Annotated in this window: 13 protein-coding genes and 1 pseudogene; 5 read left to right on the top strand and 9 right to left on the bottom strand. The window is 68.2% G+C overall.

The genetic code is table 11. From position 1 onward, the window contains the following. Positions 1 to 87: 87 nt before the first annotated feature. Complete coding sequence (locus A9976_RS26760; protein ID WP_183021505.1) at positions 88 to 1464, top strand: amidohydrolase; 1377 nt, start codon at positions 88 to 90, stop codon at positions 1462 to 1464. A gap of 166 nt (positions 1465 to 1630) precedes the next feature. Here A9976_RS26760 and A9976_RS26765 read toward each other — a convergent pair whose 3' ends face one another. Both A9976_RS26765 and A9976_RS26770 read right to left on the bottom strand, forming a co-directional pair. After that, entirely contained in the window at positions 1631 to 2200 is a 570-nt protein-coding gene (locus tag A9976_RS26765) for a VUT family protein (protein WP_034390445.1), read from the bottom strand. Further along, on the bottom strand, positions 2197 to 3981 hold the full coding sequence (locus tag A9976_RS26770) for an NAD(P)/FAD-dependent oxidoreductase (RefSeq protein ID WP_013804133.1): 1785 nt from the start codon (positions 3979 to 3981) through the stop codon (positions 2197 to 2199). The genes A9976_RS26765 and A9976_RS26770 overlap by 4 nt, the downstream gene beginning before the upstream one ends. Positions 3982 to 4307: 326 nt before the next feature. Between A9976_RS26770 and ggt the strand changes: the two genes are divergently transcribed. Next, on the top strand, positions 4308 to 6296 hold the full coding sequence (gene ggt / locus A9976_RS26775) for a gamma-glutamyltransferase (RefSeq protein WP_183021506.1): 1989 nt from the start codon (positions 4308 to 4310) through the stop codon (positions 6294 to 6296). A 438-nt stretch (positions 6297 to 6734) separates the two neighbouring features. After that, complete coding sequence (locus A9976_RS26780) at positions 6735 to 7691, top strand: tripartite tricarboxylate transporter substrate binding protein (RefSeq protein ID WP_183021507.1); 957 nt, start codon at positions 6735 to 6737, stop codon at positions 7689 to 7691. Between the two features lie 5 nt (positions 7692 to 7696). Here the strand turns inward: A9976_RS26780 and A9976_RS26785 are convergent, their stop codons facing one another. The 3 genes from A9976_RS26785 to pcaB are packed head-to-tail and all read right to left on the bottom strand — an operon-like array spanning position 7697 to position 11530. After that, complete coding sequence (locus A9976_RS26785) at positions 7697 to 9097, bottom strand: lyase family protein (RefSeq protein ID WP_183021508.1); 1401 nt, start codon at positions 9095 to 9097, stop codon at positions 7697 to 7699. A 4-nt stretch (positions 9098 to 9101) separates the two neighbouring features. Then, positions 9102 to 10103 (bottom strand): tripartite tricarboxylate transporter substrate-binding protein, encoded by a 1002-nt coding sequence (locus A9976_RS26790; RefSeq protein WP_183021509.1) that lies wholly within the window; start codon positions 10101 to 10103, stop codon positions 9102 to 9104. A gap of 44 nt (positions 10104 to 10147) precedes the next feature. Continuing rightward, positions 10148 to 11530: a 3-carboxy-cis,cis-muconate cycloisomerase gene (pcaB, locus tag A9976_RS26795; protein WP_183021510.1), complete on the bottom strand. Its 1383-nt coding sequence runs from the start codon at positions 11528 to 11530 to the stop codon at positions 10148 to 10150. A gap of 97 nt (positions 11531 to 11627) precedes the next feature. On the opposite strand from pcaB, the gene A9976_RS26800 reads away from it, so the two are divergent. Next, positions 11628 to 12374 carry a GntR family transcriptional regulator gene (locus tag A9976_RS26800; RefSeq protein ID WP_183021511.1) on the top strand — a complete coding sequence of 249 codons (747 nt, stop codon included), beginning with the start codon at positions 11628 to 11630 and terminating at the stop codon, positions 12372 to 12374. Between the two features lie 84 nt (positions 12375 to 12458). Here A9976_RS26800 and A9976_RS26805 read toward each other — a convergent pair whose 3' ends face one another. Next, positions 12459 to 14300 carry an ABC transporter ATP-binding protein gene (locus tag A9976_RS26805; protein WP_183021512.1) on the bottom strand — a complete coding sequence of 614 codons (1842 nt, stop codon included), beginning with the start codon at positions 14298 to 14300 and terminating at the stop codon, positions 12459 to 12461. Between the two features lie 381 nt (positions 14301 to 14681). On the opposite strand from A9976_RS26805, the gene A9976_RS26810 reads away from it, so the two are divergent. Beyond that, positions 14682 to 14855: a hypothetical protein gene (locus A9976_RS26810; protein WP_183021513.1), complete on the top strand. Its 174-nt coding sequence runs from the start codon at positions 14682 to 14684 to the stop codon at positions 14853 to 14855. Between the two features lie 34 nt (positions 14856 to 14889). On the opposite strand, the gene A9976_RS26815 is transcribed toward A9976_RS26810, so the two are convergent. The 3 genes and pseudogenes from A9976_RS26815 to A9976_RS26825 form a co-directional block, all read right to left on the bottom strand. After that, positions 14890 to 16314, bottom strand: coding sequence for an NAD(P)(+) transhydrogenase (Re/Si-specific) subunit beta (locus A9976_RS26815; protein ID WP_012202277.1), 1425 nt, complete (start codon positions 16312 to 16314; stop codon positions 14890 to 14892). Further along, positions 16311 to 16655, bottom strand: coding sequence for an NAD(P) transhydrogenase subunit alpha (locus A9976_RS26820; RefSeq protein ID WP_183018330.1), 345 nt, complete (start codon positions 16653 to 16655; stop codon positions 16311 to 16313). Before A9976_RS26820 ends, A9976_RS26815 begins: the two co-directional genes overlap by 4 nt. 1 nt (position 16656) lies before the next feature. Then, positions 16657 to 16829 (bottom strand): annotated as a pseudogene (locus tag A9976_RS26825) (NAD(P)(+) transhydrogenase (Re/Si-specific) subunit alpha); the annotation flags it as partial.

Here is a 16829-nt window from a genome sequence, read left to right on the forward strand (position 1 = left end):
GGCTCCTCGAATGGCGATTTTGACGTGTCCGTCATACGTGCTTCACTTTTAGCATGGCTGCTTGTGCCACTTTCCAGGACCACGAAGATGCTCCACACCAGCGCCGAGACAAGGCCCTCCTCCCTCCCGCGCACAGGCTTGCGCTCCATCGCCCTGGCCGGGCTGCTGGCCTGCGGCCTGCCACTGGCGGCCAGCGCCCAGGGGCTCGATGCACAGGGCCTGGCGGCCCTGGATACCGCCATCCAGCCGCTGGCGCCCAAGATGGTGGAGTGGCGCCGCGACATCCACCAGCACCCCGAACTGTCGGGCCAGGAAGAGCGCACGGCCAAGCTGGTGGCCGATCACCTGCGCCGCCTGGGCATGGAGGTGCAGACTGGCGTGGGCGGCACGGGCGTGGTGGGCGTGCTGCGCGGCGGCCAGCCCGGCAAGACCGTGGCGCTGCGTGCCGACATGGATGCGCTGCCTGTAGCCGAGAAGACCGGCCTGCCCTTCGCCTCCAAGGCCAATGCCCAGTACATGGGCAAGGAGGTGCCGGTCATGCATGCCTGCGGGCATGATGCCCACGTGGCCATGCTCATGGGCGCGGCCGAGGCGCTGGCCGGCATGCGCGCAAAGCTGCCCGGCACGGTGAAGTTCATCTTCCAGCCCGCCGAGGAAGGCGCCCCGGTGGAGGCCGATGCCCACGGCCATGTGCCCAGCTTCGGCGCCAAGGCCATGGTGGAGGCCGGCGTGCTCAAGGATGTGCAGGCCATCTACGGCCTGCACATCACGGCCAACCTGCCCTCGGGCATGGTGGGCTATCGCAGCGGGCCGCTGATGGCGGGCTCGGACAGCCTGAGCATCCAGGTCGAGGGCCGGGGCGGCCATGGCTCGTCGCCGTGGAATGCGGTCGATCCCATCGTCGCGGCCAGCCAGGTGGTGCTGGGCCTGCAGACCGTGGTCAGCCGCCAGCTCAACATCAGCCTGGAGCCGGCCGTGCTGACCATTGGCTCCATCCAGGGCGGCACGCGCTACAACATCATTCCCGACAATGTGGAGATGCAGGGCACGCTTCGCACCTTCGACGAGGACATGCGCCAGGAGGCACACAAGCGCATCACCGCCACGGCCGAGCAGATCGCGGCCTCCAGCGGCGCCAAGGCCAGGGTGCGTTTCGGCCCCGTGGCCTATCCGGTGACCACCAACCCCGCCGCACTGACCGAGGCCTCGCTGCCCGCGCTCAAGCTGGCCATGGGCGGCAAGGCCATGGTGATTCCCAAGGTCAGCGGCTCCGAGGATTTCTCGGAATTCCAGAAGGTGGTTCCGGGCTTCTTCTACTTCCTGGGCGCGCCGCCGGCAGGCCAGGACTTTGCCAAGGCGCCGTCCAACCACTCGCCGCTGTTCGACATCGACGAGAAGCAACTGCCCACGGGCGCGCGTTCACTGGCCGCGCTGGCCGTGGACTATCTGCAGCGCAACCCATAGTTATTGGACTCCCCCTGAGCGGCGGACGCCGCTTCCCGTTGCACGGCGCCCCCTCTCTCGCTACGCGGGAGAGGGACGGCACCCTCGCTGCGGGGCGGGGCGGTCGGCGCAGGCCCTTGCTCGGTGCCCCTGGCTTGAGATCGAGTCCGTGCGAATCGCGTCGGCTTTATTTGGCGCTAGCGATTGCCGATGGGCCTTTCCACCACCGGGCGATGGCGAGCCGGAAGGGCAGCAGCAGCGCCACGCCCAGCACCAGCTTGACGCCCAGGTCGCCCAGGGCCCAGGTCACCCAGGGCTCGGCGGCGCCTGCGAAGGCGATGCTCCAGAACAGGAAGGTGTCCAGGCAGGCGGCCAGCAGCGTGGCCACCAGGGGTGCACGCCACCAGCGGCCCGCACGCAGGCGGTGGAACACGCCGATGTCCAGCCACTGCGAGGCGATGAAGGCCGCGCCCGAGGCCAGCGCGATGCGCGGCGGCGCCAGCACCAGCGAGGCGGCCACGGCCACGGCAAAGCCCACCCAGGCCACGCGCCGGGCCTGCTGCGGGCCGAAGCTGCGGTTGACCAGCTCGCTCACCAGGAAGGCGAACGGATAGGTGATGGCACCCCAGGTCAGCCAGTCGTTGATGGCGTACTGCACCAGGATGTTGGACGACAGCACCACCACGCCCATGGCCGCAATGGCGGCCAGCAGCTGGGTGCGCGAGGGGGCGGCGAAACGGTGCGGACGCGGTGTCATGCTGCGCCACCGGAGCCGCGTGCGCCCGACGAGGGCAGGGGCAGCCCGAGGATGGCGCAGGCCACGGCCTCGCCCACCTTGACGCCGTCCACGCCGGCCGACAGGATGCCGCCCGCGTAGCTGGCGCCTTCGCCGGCCGGGTACAGGCCGCGCGTGTTCAGGCTGTGGAAGTCCGCGCCGCGCTCGATCTTCACGGGCGAGGAAGTGCGCGTTTCCACGCCGGTGAGCACGGCGTCGTGCATGTCGTAGCCACGGATCTTCTTGCCGAAGGCGGGCAGGGCCTCGCGCATGGCCTCGATGGCGTAGGCCGGCAGCACGTGGTGCAGGTTGGTCAGCGTGATGCCGGGCTGGTAGGACGGCTCGACCTCGCCCAGCGCGGCCGATTCCTTGCCCGCGATGAAGTCGCCCACCAGCTGGCCCGGCGCGTTGTAGTTGCGTCCCCCCAGCAGGTAGGCCTTGGTCTCCAGCTGGCGCTGCAGCACGATGCCCGACAGCGGGTGCAGCTCGCCGTCCTTGAGGTCTTCCACGCCATGGGTCTTGCCGTCGAAGGCCCAGGCAAAGCTCTTGGCATCGCGCGGATAGTCGGAGGGGTCGATGGCGCAGACCATGCCCGCGTTGGCATTGCGCTCGGCGCGCGAGTACTGGCTCATGCCGTTGGTGACCACGCGCTCGGGCTCGCTGGTGGCCGCCACCACGGTGCCGCCCGGGCACATGCAAAAGCTGTAGACCGCACGCCCGTTGCTGGCGTGGTGCACCAGCTTGTAGTCGGCCGCGCCCAGCAGCGGGTGGCCGGCATGCCTGCCCCAGCGCGCCCGGTCGATCAGGCCCTGCGGATGCTCGATGCGAAAGCCCACCGAGAACGGCTTGGCCTCCATGTGCACGCCGCGCTCGTAGAACATGGCGAAGGTGTCGCGCGAGCTGTGGCCCAGGGCCATCACGGCATGGTCGGTCTCCAGCCACTGGCGCTCGCCGCTGTCCTGGTCCAGCACTTCCAGGGCGGTGAGATGGCGGTCCTCGCCCTCGCCCTCGATGCGCATGTCGCACACGCGCTGGCCGAAGCGGATCTCGCCGCCCAGGCGGATGATTTCCTCGCGGATGCCCTCGACCACCTTCACCAGCTTGAAGGTGCCGATGTGCGGATGCGCGGCATAGAGGATCTCGGGCGGTGCGCCGTGGGTGACGAACTCCTGCATCACCTTGCGGCCCAGGTGGCGCGGGTCCTTGATCTGGCTGTAGAGCTTGCCGTCGGAGAAGGTGCCTGCGCCGCCTTCGCCGAACTGCACATTGGACTCGGGCACCAGCTCGCGCTTGCGCCACAGGCCCCAGGTGTCCTGGGTGCGCTCGCGCACTGAGCGGCCGCGCTCGATCACGATGGGCCTGAAGCCCATCTGCGCCAGCACCAGGGCCGCAAAGATGCCGCAGGGCCCGAAGCCCACCACCACGGGCCGGCGCTGCAGGTCGGCAGGCGCCTGGCCCACGGCATGCCAGCGCATGTCGGGCGTGGGGTTCACATGGGCATGGCTGGAGAACTGCTCCAGCAGTGCGGCTTCCTGGCTCTCGTCGGCCAGCGTCAGGTCCACGATGTAGACCGCCAGCAGCTCGGACTTGCGCGCATCGAAGCTGCGCTTGTGCACGTGCACGGAGGCAATGGCCTCCTCGGCAATGCCCAGCTGGCGCGCAGCCAGGGCGCGCAGCGGCTCCAGGGGCAGGTATTCGGTGTGGCTGTCGGGGTGGTATTGCACCGCCGACAGGGGCAGTTTCAGTTCGGAAACGCGGATCATGGCTTGTACCTATCAAGCAGAGGGCCGGCGATGGTAAGCCAAAGCGGGCGACCGCACAGGCTGCGGGCCGCACAGCCTTGGGATGTGCTCGGGTTCGGATTTTCCGCCAGATATTTCCTGTCCTGGCGCCGCCCCGATCCGGGCACGGACCTTGCATGCAGGGCCGGCCATCCGTGAGCGGGGCCCTCCAGCCCCGCTCTGACGGGGGTGGCTGCATCTGCGCGAAGTGGTGGTGGAACGGATGTAAGCTCGCGGCAAGCCTGCGGGCGGGTGCTGCCCCTGGTGAACAAGATCAACGCATTCCACGCACCACAAGGAGACATTTCATGAAGCAACCCCCTTCCAGGCAACGCCTGCCCGCATGGCAGTGGATCGGCCTTGCGGCCGCCACGCCGCTGTTCCTCGCATCGTGCGGAGGCGGTGGCAATGGCGGATCGGGCCAGGACGACCTGGCCGCCTGTGCCATCACCTCGGGCGATGGCAGCGTGGTCGTGGGCTCGGGCCTGCCCGGTGATCCGGCCGCACCCGAACCCTCGTCGGGCTACCGCCTCGGCAAGAAGGCCCTGCACACCTCCAAGTACATGGTGGTCACGGCCAACCCGCTGGCGTCCAAGGCCGGTTGCGAGGTGCTCAAGTCCGGCGGCTCGGCCGTGGATGCGGCCGTGGCCGTGCAGATGGTGCTGGGCCTGGTGGAGCCGCAGTCCAGCGGCATCGGTGGTGGCGCCTTCATGCTCTACCGCGATGCAGCCACGGGCAAGGTCGTGGCCTATGACGGCCGCGAGACCGCGCCGGCCGCCGCCACGGAAAACTACCTGCGCTACGTGGACGACACCGCCGACCAGACCGCGCCCAAGCCCTCGGCGCGCGCCAGCGGCCGCTCCATCGGCACGCCGGGCGTGGTGCGCATGCTGGAACTCGCGCACAAGGACTACGGCAAGACCGCGTGGCCCCAGCTGTTCAATTCGGGCATCGACCTGGCCAGCAAGGGCTTTCCCATCAGCGGCCGCATGGCTGCGGCGCTGGACGGCTCCAAGGTGGAACTGGCGCGCGACGCCGATGCCGCCAAGCTCTACTTCGATGCCCAGGGCAAGCCGCTGGCGCTGGGCGCCAAGTTCGTCAACCAGCCCTATGCCGACACGCTGCGCAGCATCGCCAATGGCGGCGCCGACGCCTTCTACCGTGGCGACCTGGCCCAGGCCATCGTCAGCAAGGTGGGCGTGACGCAGACCGTCTCGGACGGTGCGCCCATCACCCCCGGCAAGACCACGCTGCAGGATCTGGCCAGCTACGAGGCCAAGCGCCGCGAGGCCGTCTGCACCACCTACCGCGCGCGCTACATGGTCTGCAGCATGCCGCCGCCGTCGTCGGGTGGCATCGCCGTGGCACAGGCCATGGGCATTCTGGAGAACTTCGACCTCAAGGCCTATGCGCCCACGGCCATCGATGGCGAGGGCGGCAAGCCTTCGGTGATGGGCGTGCACCTGGTCAGCGAAGCCCTGCGCCTGGCCTATGCCGACCGTGACAAATACGTGGCCGACACCGACTTCGTGCCCCTGCCCGGCGGCTCGCCGGCGCTGATGCTGGACAAGAGCTACCTGCGCCAGCGCGCCGCCCTGATCTCCACCACCAAGAGCATGGGCACGGCCCAGGCAGGCAACTTCGGCACGCCTTCGCAGGGCGTGGTCGATGTCAAGGAGGCCGGCACCACGCACATGAGCATCGTCGATGCCAAGGGCAACGCACTGAGCATGACGACCACGGTGGAGTCCAGCATGGGCTCCTTCCACGTCACGCGCGGCTTTGTGCTCAACAACCAGCTGACCGACTTCGCGGCCATCCCCAGCACCACCGACGGCCCGGTCGCCAACCGCGTGCAGCCCGGCAAGCGTCCGCGCAGCTCCATGGCGCCCACGCTGGTGTTCGATCTGAAGGCCGACGGCACCGCCGGCGACTTCAAGATGGCCACCGGCTCGCCAGGCGGCAGCACCATCATCCAGTACGTGACCAAGACCCTGGTCGGCGCGCTGGACTGGGGGCTGGATGCGCAGCAGGCCACCTCGCTGGTGGACTTCGGCGCGGCCAACAGCCCGACCACCAACGTGGGCGGCGAGCACCCCAGCATCAACACGGCCAATGGCGGCAACGACGATCCGCTGGTCAGCGGCCTGCGTGCCCTGGGCCATGTGGTGTCCATCAGCGCGCAGTCCAGCGGCATCGGCACCATCTTGCGGGTGCAGCGCAATGGGCAGGCGCAGCTGGAAGGTGGGGCTGATCCGCGCCGTGAAGGGCTTGTTCTGGGCGATACCGTTCGCTGATTTTGGTCTGATGATTGACTGAGGAAGGCGCTGCTGGCAGGGATGCTGGTGGCGCTTTTCTTTTATGGGGTCCATAGCCTGCCCCTGCCGGGTGGTTGTTTTTCGAGGCCGGGCCGAGACCCGGCCTCGAAAAACAACCCCCGGCAGGGACAAAAAAACATCCCTGAATGGCAGCCGCTCTGAAGGCATACGCCCCGTAACTGTCACGTCAAAGACATGCCCCAATCACCGCGATGCGCACAAAAAGCAGCCCACAAACTCTGCAAACCAAGTAACCACGTCACCCTCCGCTATAGAGTTCCACTCCCCGCACCCACGCTGCGCGTTTTCCCCACAAGCCCCAACGCTACGGGCTTGCCCGAGTCCATGGTTGGCATGCATCCATCTAAATTGAACAGCAGCAAGTTCGATGGTCGTGAGCCTCTGAGGAAGATGGAAATGCAAAGACGAGTGTTTGGCGCATGGATGTGCGCATCGGTCCTGATGACGGGCGCAGCATGGGCGCAGGACAGCTATCCCAGCCGCCCCATCAGCCTGGTCGTGCCCTACGGCGCGGGCGGCGTGACCGACGTGGTGGCGCGTGCGCTGGCCCAGGGCATGGGCAAGCAGCTGGGGCAGACCGTGGTGATCGAGAACAAGCCCGGCGCGGGCGCGTCCATGGGCGTGATGGAGATGCGCACGGCCAAGCCCGATGGCTACCGCCTGACGCTGGCGCCCGTGAGCATCTTCCGCCAGCCCCACATCCAGAAGGTGCAGTACGACCCGGTGCGCGATCTCAGCTACGTCGCCACCTACATGACCTATGACTTCGTGCTGGCCGTGCCCCAGGACTCGCCGTTCAAGACGGTGCAGGACCTGGTCGAGTTCGCCAGGAAGAATCCGGGTGCCGTGGATTACGGCACGCCGGGCAAGTTCACGGCCAACCACGTGGTGATGGCGCTGCTGGAGCAGGCCACGGGCGCACGCTTCACGCATGCGCCCTTCAAGGGCGATGCCGAGGCGTTGAACTCGCTGATGGCCGGCCACATCAAGTCCGGCGTGTTCGCCAACACGGTGCTGCCGTACCTGAGCTCGGGCAAGCTGCGCGCCCTGGCTTCGGCCTCCGAGGTGCGGCCCGAGGCCTTTGCCAACGTGCCCACGTTCCGCGAGGCCGGCTATGCCTTCGATGTGCCCTCGCCCCTGGGCATCGCCGGGCCGCGCGGCCTGCCGCCCGAGATCGTGCGCAAGCTCGAAGCCGCCATCAAGGCCGCCATGGACGACCCGGCCTTCCGCCAGGTCGTCGGCAACTACGGCGTGCGCACGCAGTTCCGTGGCAGCCAGGAGTACACGGCGTTCGCCAAAAAGGCGTTCGAGGACGAAAAGAAGATCGTGCAGAACATAGGCCTGGAGGATTGAGGCCGCTACGCGGGCGGCAGCCCCGCCATGGCGCGCAGGTCCACCAGCCGGTCGTACTCGGCGGCCGTGATCAGGCCCAGCGCGACAGCGGCCTCGCGCGGCGCCATGCCGCGCGCCATGGCCTCGCGCGTGATGCGTGCCACGGCGTCATAGCCCAGCACCGGGTTGAGCGCGGTGGCCTGCAGCAGCGAGTGGCTGACCTGCTGCTCCAGCCGCTCGGTGTGTGCCTGCAGGCCGGCCACCAGCTTCTCGGCAAACACGCGGCTGGCGTCGCCCAGCGCGCGCATGGCACGCAGCAAGTGATGGATCAGCACGGGCTTGGCCACGTTGAGCTCGAAGTGCCCGGCCGAGCCCGCCAGCGTGACGGTGAGGTGGTGGCCCATGGCCTGGTAGGCGGCCTGCACCACGACCTCGGCCACGGTCGGGTTGCGCTTGCCCGGCATGATGGAGGAGCTCAGGCCGTCGTCGGGAAACACCAGCTCGCCCAGCCCGCAGCGCGGACCCGAGCCCAGCAGGCGGATGTCGTTGGCCATCTTGGCCAGCGAGCCTGCCACCACGTTGAGCGCGCCCGAGACCTCGATGAGTGCATCGTGCGCGGCCATGCCCTCGAACTTGCAGGGATTGGGCGTGACCGCCAGGCCCGTGAGCGCCTGTATCTCCTCGCAGAAAATCCGGTCGAATCCGGCCGGCGCGTTGAGCCCCGTGCCGGCTGCCGTGCCGCCCTGGGCCAGGCTCCACAGCCGGGGCTGGGTGGCCTGCAGCCGGTGGATGCCATGGCCTATCTGGTGGGCGAATGTCTCGAAGCTCTGGCCCAGCGTCATGGGCACGGCGTCCATCAGGTGCGTGCGCGCCACCTTGAGCACGCCGGCAAAGGACTGGGCGCGTTCCTGCAGGCGCTGCTGCAGCTGTTCCAGGGCGGGCAGCAGGTGGTCGCGCAGCTCCAGCGCCGTGGCCAGGTGCATCACCGTGGGAAAGCTGTCGTTGGACGATTGCGAGGCATTGGCATGGTCGTTGGGGTGGATCGGGCTGCGCGTGCCCGGGGGCTGGCCCAGCATCTGGTTGGCGCGGTTGGCGATGACCTCGTTGGCATTCATGTTGGTCTGCGTGCCCGAGCCCGTCTGCCAGATGGTCAGCGGGAAATGCGCGTCCAGCAGGCCGTCGCGCAGTTCGGTGGCCGCGGCCTCGATGGCCGCGCCGCGCTCGTCGTCCAGCACGCCCAGGCGCCGGTTGGCGCGCGCTGCCGCCAGCTTCTGCAGCCCGAAGGCGTGGTACAGGCCCTGGGGAAAGCACTCCTGTCCGATGGCGAACAGCTCCAGCGCGCGCTGGGTCTGTGCACCCCAGAGACGGTCGGCTGGTATCCGGACCGGGCCGAAGGCATCGTGTTCGATGCGGGTGTCGTCGGCCATGGCTTCAGTCCAGAGAAATCTTCGCGTCGGCCGCCACCTTGCGCCAGCGCTCCACCTCGGCAGCCGTGTGGCGCGCCAGGGCCTCGGGCGCGTACTGCTCGGCGGGCAGCAGGCGTATGCCCTGGGCGGCCATCCGGTCGGTCCAGGCCTTGTCGGCCAGGGCCTTGGTATAGGCCTGGTAGACCTTTTGCACCACGTCGCGCGGCGTACCCTTGGGTGCATAGATGCCGTACCAGGTGGCGGTCTCGAAGCCGGGCAGCAGCTTCTGGCCCAGCGCTGCAGCGCCCGGGAACTGGGGCATGGGCTTGTCCGAGGTGAGGGCGATGGCGCGGATGCGCTCGCCGGCCAGCTGGGGCAGGGCGGTGTTGGTCTGGTCGAACATGGCATCGACCTGGCCGGAGATCACATCGGTCATGGCCGGCGCCGCACCCTTGTAGGCCACCTGGGTGATCTCCATCTGCGCGCGGCTGGCGAACAGCGCCGCCACCAGGTGCGAGGTCGATCCCACGCCCGCGTTGCCGAAGTTCAGCCGGCCCGGGTTCTGCTTGCCGAAGGCCACCAGCTCCTCGGCCGTCTTGTACGGGGAGTTCTTGCCCACCAGCAGCACCAGCGGCGTGTCGGGGAAGCGGAACACGGCCTCGAAGTCCTTGACCGGGTCGTAGGCCAGCTTCTTGTACAGCGACGGCGCCGCGCCCATGTAGCCCATGTGGCCGACCAGGAAGCTGTAGCCGTCCGGCGCCGAGCGCGCCGCCTTGGCCGTGCCGATGGTGCCGCCCGCGCCCGGAACGTTCTCGATGATGATCTGCTGGCCCAGCTGCGTGCTGGTGTGCTGGGCGATGTCGCGCGCCATGGCGTCCGTGGGGCCGCCGGCCGCGAAGGGCACGATCCAGGTCAGCGGCTTGGCGGGATAGCCGCCCTGGGCGTGCGCGGCCAGGGCGAAGGTGGTGGCGGCCAGGGCAAGGGCCAGGCGTGGCAGGCGTGGCAGGTGGGGAAGATGGAAAGGCATGGCGTTGTCTCCTGTAGTGCTGTGTTCTGTCCTGGGCCGGGGTGTCAGCGGCCGCTGGCTGCATGGGCGCGCGACAGCGCAAGGGCGCGGTCCACCATCTGCGGGGCCTCGCCCAGGTAGTTGCGCGGGTCGGTGAGGCGCTGCAGCGCCGCGCGGTCGAAATGGGCCGTGACTTCGGGCAGGCGGGCCAGCGCATCGGCCAGCGTGCCGCCCTCGGCGTTGACGCTGCGGCAGGCGGCATAGACGATGTCGTGCGCCTGCTGGCGGCCCGTGTGCGGGGCCAGGCCCATCATCACGGCCTCGGCCACGATCAGGCCGTCGGTCATGTCCAGGTTGCGGGCCATGCGTTCGGGATCGACGATGAGGCCGCCCAGCATGAAGCGCGCCTGGTGCAGGGCGCCGGCCGAGAGCACGAAGCTCTCGGGCAGCGCCACCCATTCGGCATGCCAGGGGCCGGTGGCGCGCTCCAGGTCCTGGACCATGGCGTCCAGCATCAGGCCCGCATGCTGGCGCACGGCCTTGGAGGCGGCCAGCATCAGCTCGCTGGAGATGGCGTTGCGCTTTTGCGGCATGGTGCTGCTGGCGCCGCGCCCCGTGACGAAGGGCTCGAACACCTCGCCGAACTCGGTGGAGGACAGCAGCATCACGTCGTAGGCGATCTTGCCCAGCGAGCCGGTGACCAGGGCCAGGAAATTCACCGCTTCGGCCAGGCCGTCGCGCGCCACATGCCAGGTGGTGGCGGGCACGCCCAGGCCCAGTTCTTCCATCAGCAATTGCTGCACTTCCAGGCCCCGGCCGCTCAGCGAGGCCAGCGTGCCTGCCGCCCCCGCGAACTGGCCCACCAGCACGCGCGGGCGCAGTTCCTTCAGGCGCTCGGCATGGCGGTCGAACATGGCCAGCCAGATGGCGGCCTTGTAGCCGAAGGTGATGGGCAGGGCGTGCTGCAGGTGCGTGCGGCCGGCCATGGGCGTATCGCGGTGGCGCTCTGCCAGGTCGGCCAGGATGGTGCGCAGCGCGGCGATGTCGGCATCGACCAGGTCCAGCGCATCGCGCACCTGCAGCACGGTGGCCGTGTCCATGATGTCCTGGGTGGTCGCACCCCAGTGGATGTAGCGGCCGGCGTCGCCGCACTGTTTCACCAGCTGGTGCACCAGCGGCAGGATGGGGTAGCCGACAATGTCGGTTTCCTTGCGCAGCAGCTCGAAGTCCAGCGCGTCGAGGCTGCAGCGCTGCGCGATCTCGTGTGCGGCCTCGGCCGGAATCACGCCGCAGCGGCCCTGGGCGCGCGCCAGCGCGACCTCGACCTCGATGTAGCGCGACACCAGGGCGCTGTCGGCGAAGATGGCGCGCATGGCGGGGGTGCCGAAGGCGTCGCGGAACAGCAGCGAATCGATGGCGGTGCTGGAGGTGAAGGACGGAAGGGTCATGGTGCGCAATTGCGATTAAGTTCGGACATATCGTTATTTTTATTTATGTACGTACATTACGAACATCCGGGTTTGCCTGGGGGGAAGGCCTGCGCCCATGGCTGAGACACGCTATGCCCAGGTGGCGCGTGACCTGTCCGAGCGCATTGCCTCGGGCGAATACGCCGTGGGGGGGCTTTTGCCCACCGAGCTGGAGCTGTGCGAACGCTATGGCGTGAGCCGCCACACGGTGCGCGCGGCGATTGCCGAGCTGCAGCAGTCGGGGCTGGTATCGCGGCGCAAGAAGGTGGGCACGCGCGTGGAGGCGGCGCAGCCCCATGCGCACTATCGCCAGGCGCTGACCTCGCTGGAGGATCTGGTGCAGTTCGGCGCCACCCATGTGCGCGAGGTGCGGCGCATCGAAGAGGTGGTGCTGGACCAGGACCTGGCGGCCGAACTGGATTGCCCGGCCGGCAGCCGCTGGCTGGCCATCTGCAGCCTGCGCCGCGACGGTGCCGCGCCGCACCTGCCCATTGCCTGGACCGTGGTCTATGTGGATGCGCAGCGCTTTGACACGCAGGAGCTGGCCGAGCGCGTGCGCGCCGCGCCCGAGTTGCTGGTCAGCAGCCTGCTGGAGCAGCAGTACGGCCTGCGCATCGCGCGGGTGCGGCAGGCCGTGGTGGGGGCGCTCATTCCGGATGCGCTGTCGGAGGAATTGCAGGCCCCGGCCGGGTCAGCGGCGCTGAAGATCGTGCGCCGCTACCTGGATACCGATGGGGAGTTGATGGACCTCAGCGTGACCTTGCACCCGGCCAGCCGCTACACATTGCATACGCAGCTGGACCGAGACTTGGCGAGTGTCTGACCTGTCAGCGGGGAGGTCAGCGCCATCTATAAAACTGGCGCGGCCCAATGCCAGGGACACCAAGCAAGGGCCGCCCCCCCCCGCTCAGGGGGTGTAGTTCTGTTCGGCGAGGAAGCCGCCGCTCTGGTGCGACCACAGCTTGGCGTAGATGCCGCCCAGCTCCAGCAGTTGCTGGTGCGTGCCCTGCTCGACGATGTGGCCCTGGTCCATCACGATGAGCCGGTCCATGGCGGCGATGGTGGACAGGCGGTGGGCGATGGCGATCACGGTCTTGCCGTGCATGAGGCTGTCCAGGCTTTGCTGGATGGCCGCCTCGACCTCGCTGTCCAGCGCGCTGGTGGCCTCGTCCAGCAGCAGGATGGGCGCGTCCTTGAGCATGACGCGCGCAATGGCCACGCGCTGGCGCTGGCCGCCCGACAGCTTGACGCCGCGCTCGCCCACCTGGGCGTCGTAGCCTCCACGGCCCTTGAGGTCGGTCAGCGTGGCGATGAAGTCCGAGGCCTCGGCCTTCTGCGCGGCGGCCAGCATCTCCTGCTCGGTCGCGTCGGGGCGGCCGTAGAGGATGTTGTCGCGCATGGAGCGGTGCAGCAGCGAGGTGTCCTGCGTGACCATGCCCACCGCGCCGCGCAGGCTGTCCTGCGTGACGGTGCGGATGTCCTGCCCGTCGATGGTGATGCGCCCGCCCTGGGCTTCATGGAAGCGCAGCAGCAGGTTCACCAGCGTGGACTTGCCCGCGCCCGAGCGGCCGATCAGGCCGATGCGCTCGCCGGCGCGGATATGCAGGTTCAGGTGGTCGATCACCTGCTTGCCGCCGTCCTTGTAGGCAAAGCTCAGGTCCTCGAAGGCGATGGCGCCCTGCGTGACCTGCAGCGGCCTGGCGTCGGGCGCATCCACGATGGTGCGCGGCTTGGTCAGCGTGAGGATGCCGTCCTGGATGGTGCCCACGTTCTCGAACAGGCCCGTCATCTGCCACATCACCCAGTGCGAATAGCCCATCAGGCGCAGCGCCATGGCGATCACGGCGGCCACCACGCCCGCGCTGGCCTGCCCGCCGGACCACAGGAACAGCGCCGTGCCCGTGGAGCCCAGCAGCAGCAGCGTGATCATCAGGTGGTTGGCGATCTCGAACTGGCTGACCAGGCGCATCTGCGCATAGCCCGTGGACTTGAACGCCTCCATGGCGTTGCGCGCGTACTCGGCCTCGCGGCGCGTATGGGCGAACAGCTTGACGGTGGCGATATTGGTATAGGCGTCGGTCACGCGGCCCGTCATCATGGAGCGCGCATCGGCCTGCTCCTTGCCGATCTTTCCCAGGCGCGGAACAAAGTAGAAGCAGGCGCCGATATAGGCCAGCAGCCACAGCGCGAACGGAATCATCAGCCGCCACTCGAAGCTCGCGGCCAGGATCAGGATGCCGATCATGTAGACGCTCACGCCCACCAGCACGTCGACCACCATGAAGATCACTTCGCGCACCGACAGCGCCGTCTGCATGATCTTGGTGGTGATGCGGCCCGCGAACTCGTCGGCATAGAAGGACATGCTCTGGCCCAGCATCAGCCGGTGGAACACCCAGCGCAGCCGCATCGGGAAATTGATGGCCAGCACCTGGTGCATCACTGCCGTGTGAAAGGCCAGAAGCAGCACGCTGGACAGCAGGATGGCGGCGATGCCCCAGACCGTGCCGCGCTGGGCCTGCCAGAACTCCGAAGGAGAGACATTGGCGAGCCAGTCCACCACATGCCCCATGATGGCGAACAGCGCCGCCTCATAGACGGCCAGCAGCGCCGAGGTGGCGGTCAGCAGCGCTATCCAGCCGCGCATGCCCCGGGTGCAGGCCCACAGAAAGGCGAAGAAGTCCTTGGGCGGGACCGTGGGCTCGGTGGAGGGATAGGGGGGGACGCGTTTTTCGAAAAAACCAAACAAGATCGTTGTACTCCTTGTGCCGACCATGGTAGGTCAGAGTCGGGTTTGCCCGATGCCCGAAGAGCATGACCTTTTGGCGCAACATGGTTTGTAAGAAATCTCCACACAAACGTCCTACGCGCCGCGCAGGGGCCTGCCTCACATCGGGGAGCCGCGCGCGCCAGGCGGCGATCTTGCGGGCCAGGCGGCGCGGCCCCTCGGCGGTGTGCGTGGCGTCGGGGGAGGTCAGCCAGCCGTCGGCATGGCGTGCGATCCAGTCCGGAGGCTGGCCCGGCGGGCCCGTGACGATCGGCGGCACAGGGCCCGCGCCGTGCGCTGCGGCAGCAGTTCGGCGCCCGCGAAGCGGACCGGCGGGGAGTCGACGCCGGGTTGCGCAGGCCTATGCACGCGAGGAAATTGCCGCATGCCGCAGGCCGCCTGGTGCAGGTGCTGGACAAACCCTGGCCCGCGCGCTTTGCCTGCTACGGGGTGACCCTGCCCGATGCGCTGCGCAGGCCCGAGGTACGGGCCTTTCCGGATTGGGTCCTGCAAGAGGCGGAGGCTGCTGCGGGCTGATGTTCCCCGGGGTGCTACCGCCCGCACGGCCTGCTCACTCCAGCGCCTTGCCCATATCCTCCACCACCTTCTTGGCATCGCCGAAGACCATCATGGTCTTGTCCATGTAGAACAGCTCGTTGTCCAGGCCCGCATAGCCGGCCGCCATGGAGCGCTTGTTCACGATCACCGTCTTGGCCTTGTAGGCCTCCAGGATGGGCATGCCGTAGATGGGGCTGCCCTTCACGTGGGCTGCAGGGTTCACCACGTCGTTGGCGCCCAGGATGATGGCCACGTCGGCCTGGCCGAACTCGCTGTTGATGTCCTCCATCTCGAAGACCTGGTCGTAGGGCACCTCGGCCTCGGCCAGCAGCACGTTCATGTGGCCGGGCATGCGGCCCGCCACCGGGTGGATGGCGTACTTCACGGTCACGCCCCGTTCGGTGAGCTTGTCGGCCAGCTCCTTGACCGCGTGCTGGGCACGCGCCACGGCCAGGCCGTAGCCGGGCACGATGACCACGGTCTCGGCATTGCCCAGGACGAAGGCCGCGTCGTCGGCGCTGCCGCTTTTCACGTTGCGCTGCTGCTGGGAGCCTGCCGCCGCGCTGGTGGCCTCGCCGCCGAAGCCACCCAGGATCACGCTGAAGAACGAGCGGTTCATGGCCTTGCACATGATGTAGCTCAGGATGGCGCCCGAGCTGCCCACCAGCGAACCCGCAATGATCAGCATGCTGTTGTTCAGCGAGAAGCCGATGCCCGCCGCCGCCCAGCCCGAGTAGCTGTTGAGCATGGACACGACCACCGGCATGTCCGCGCCACCGATCGGAATGATCAGCAGCACGCCCAGCAGCAGTCCCAGGGCGATGACCAGCACGATGTCCATCCAGCTTTGGCTGTGCCAGAAGCCGAAGACGAAGAAGGCCGCTGCCAGCCCCAGCACGGCGTTGAGCGCATGCTGGCCCTTGAACTGCACGGGCGCGCCCTGGAACAGGCGGAACTTGTACTTGCCGCTGAGCTTGCCGAAGGCGATCACCGAGCCCGTGAAGGTCACGGCGCCGATGAAGGCGCCCAGCGCCAGCTCCACGCGGTTGCCGCCCGGAATGGCGCCGCCCTTGGCCGTGATGGCAAAGGCCCAGGGCTCGGCCACGGCGGCCACGGCGATGAACACCGCCGCCAGGCCGATCATGCTGTGCATGAAGGCGACCAATTCGGGCATCTTGGTCATCTCCACGCGCTGGGCCATGACGGCGCCGGCCGTGCCGCCGACCAGCAGGCCCAGCAGCACCCAGCCCAGGCCCAGGGCGTTGCCGCCGGCCAGCTGCACGATGAGCGCCGCCGTGGTCAGCACGGCGATCACCATGCCGGCCATGCCGAACAGGTTGCCGCGTATGGAGGTGGTGGGATGCGACAGCCCCTTGAGCGCCTGGATGAAGCAGACGCTGGCCACCAGGTAGAGCAATGTGACGAGGTTCATGCTCATGACCGGCCCTCCGCCTTGGCGTCCTTGCCGTCCTTGGCCGGAGCGCTCTTGCGCTCCTTCTTGCGGAACATCTCCAGCATGCGCCGCGTGACCAGGAAGCCGCCGAACACGTTGACCGCGGCCAGCGCCACGGCCAGCACGCCCATGGTCTTGCCCAGGCCCGTTTCCGTGAGCGCCGCCGCCAGCATGGCGCCGACGATGACGATGGCCGAGATGGCATTGGTCACCGCCATCAGCGGCGTGTGCAGCGCGGGCGTGACGGTCCAGACCACGTGGTAGCCCACGTAGATGGCCAGCACGAAGATGATGAGATGGATGATGGTGGGGGATACGGCTTCCATGTCATTTCCTCCGCAGCTGGCCTTCATGGGCCATCAGGCACGCGGCCACGATGTCGTCCTCCATGTCCACATGCAGGGCGCCATCCTTGTTGATGATGAGCTTGAGAAAATCGAGCACGTTGCGTGCATACAGGGCCGAGGCATCGGCCGCCACCAGGGCGGCCAGGTTGGTCA

Origin of the sequence: Delftia sp. UME58, assembly GCF_014170385.1 — a bacterium.
GTDB lineage: Bacteria > Pseudomonadota > Gammaproteobacteria > Burkholderiales > Burkholderiaceae_C > Comamonas > Comamonas acidovorans.

Bases quoted from the DNA above. Each gene is read 5' to 3' on its own strand.
- A9976_RS26760 (WP_183021505.1), top strand. From the start codon at position 88: ATGCTCCACACCAGCGCCGAGACAAGGCCCTCCTCCCTCCCGCGCACA.
- A9976_RS26765 (WP_034390445.1), bottom strand. From the start codon at position 2,200: ATGACACCGCGTCCGCACCGTTTCGCCGCCCCCTCGCGCACCCAGCTG.
- A9976_RS26770 (WP_013804133.1), bottom strand. From the start codon at position 3,981: ATGATCCGCGTTTCCGAACTGAAACTGCCCCTGTCGGCGGTGCAATAC.
- ggt (WP_183021506.1), top strand. From the start codon at position 4,308: ATGAAGCAACCCCCTTCCAGGCAACGCCTGCCCGCATGGCAGTGGATC.
- A9976_RS26780 (WP_183021507.1), top strand. From the start codon at position 6,735: ATGCAAAGACGAGTGTTTGGCGCATGGATGTGCGCATCGGTCCTGATG.
- A9976_RS26785 (WP_183021508.1), bottom strand. From the start codon at position 9,097: ATGGCCGACGACACCCGCATCGAACACGATGCCTTCGGCCCGGTCCGG.
- A9976_RS26790 (WP_183021509.1), bottom strand. From the start codon at position 10,103: ATGCCTTTCCATCTTCCCCACCTGCCACGCCTGCCACGCCTGGCCCTT.
- pcaB (WP_183021510.1), bottom strand. From the start codon at position 11,530: ATGACCCTTCCGTCCTTCACCTCCAGCACCGCCATCGATTCGCTGCTG.
- A9976_RS26800 (WP_183021511.1), top strand. From the start codon at position 11,628: ATGGCTGAGACACGCTATGCCCAGGTGGCGCGTGACCTGTCCGAGCGC.
- A9976_RS26810 (WP_183021513.1), top strand. From the start codon at position 14,682: ATGCACGCGAGGAAATTGCCGCATGCCGCAGGCCGCCTGGTGCAGGTG.
- A9976_RS26815 (WP_012202277.1), bottom strand. From the start codon at position 16,314: ATGAGCATGAACCTCGTCACATTGCTCTACCTGGTGGCCAGCGTCTGC.
- A9976_RS26820 (WP_183018330.1), bottom strand. From the start codon at position 16,655: ATGGAAGCCGTATCCCCCACCATCATCCATCTCATCATCTTCGTGCTG.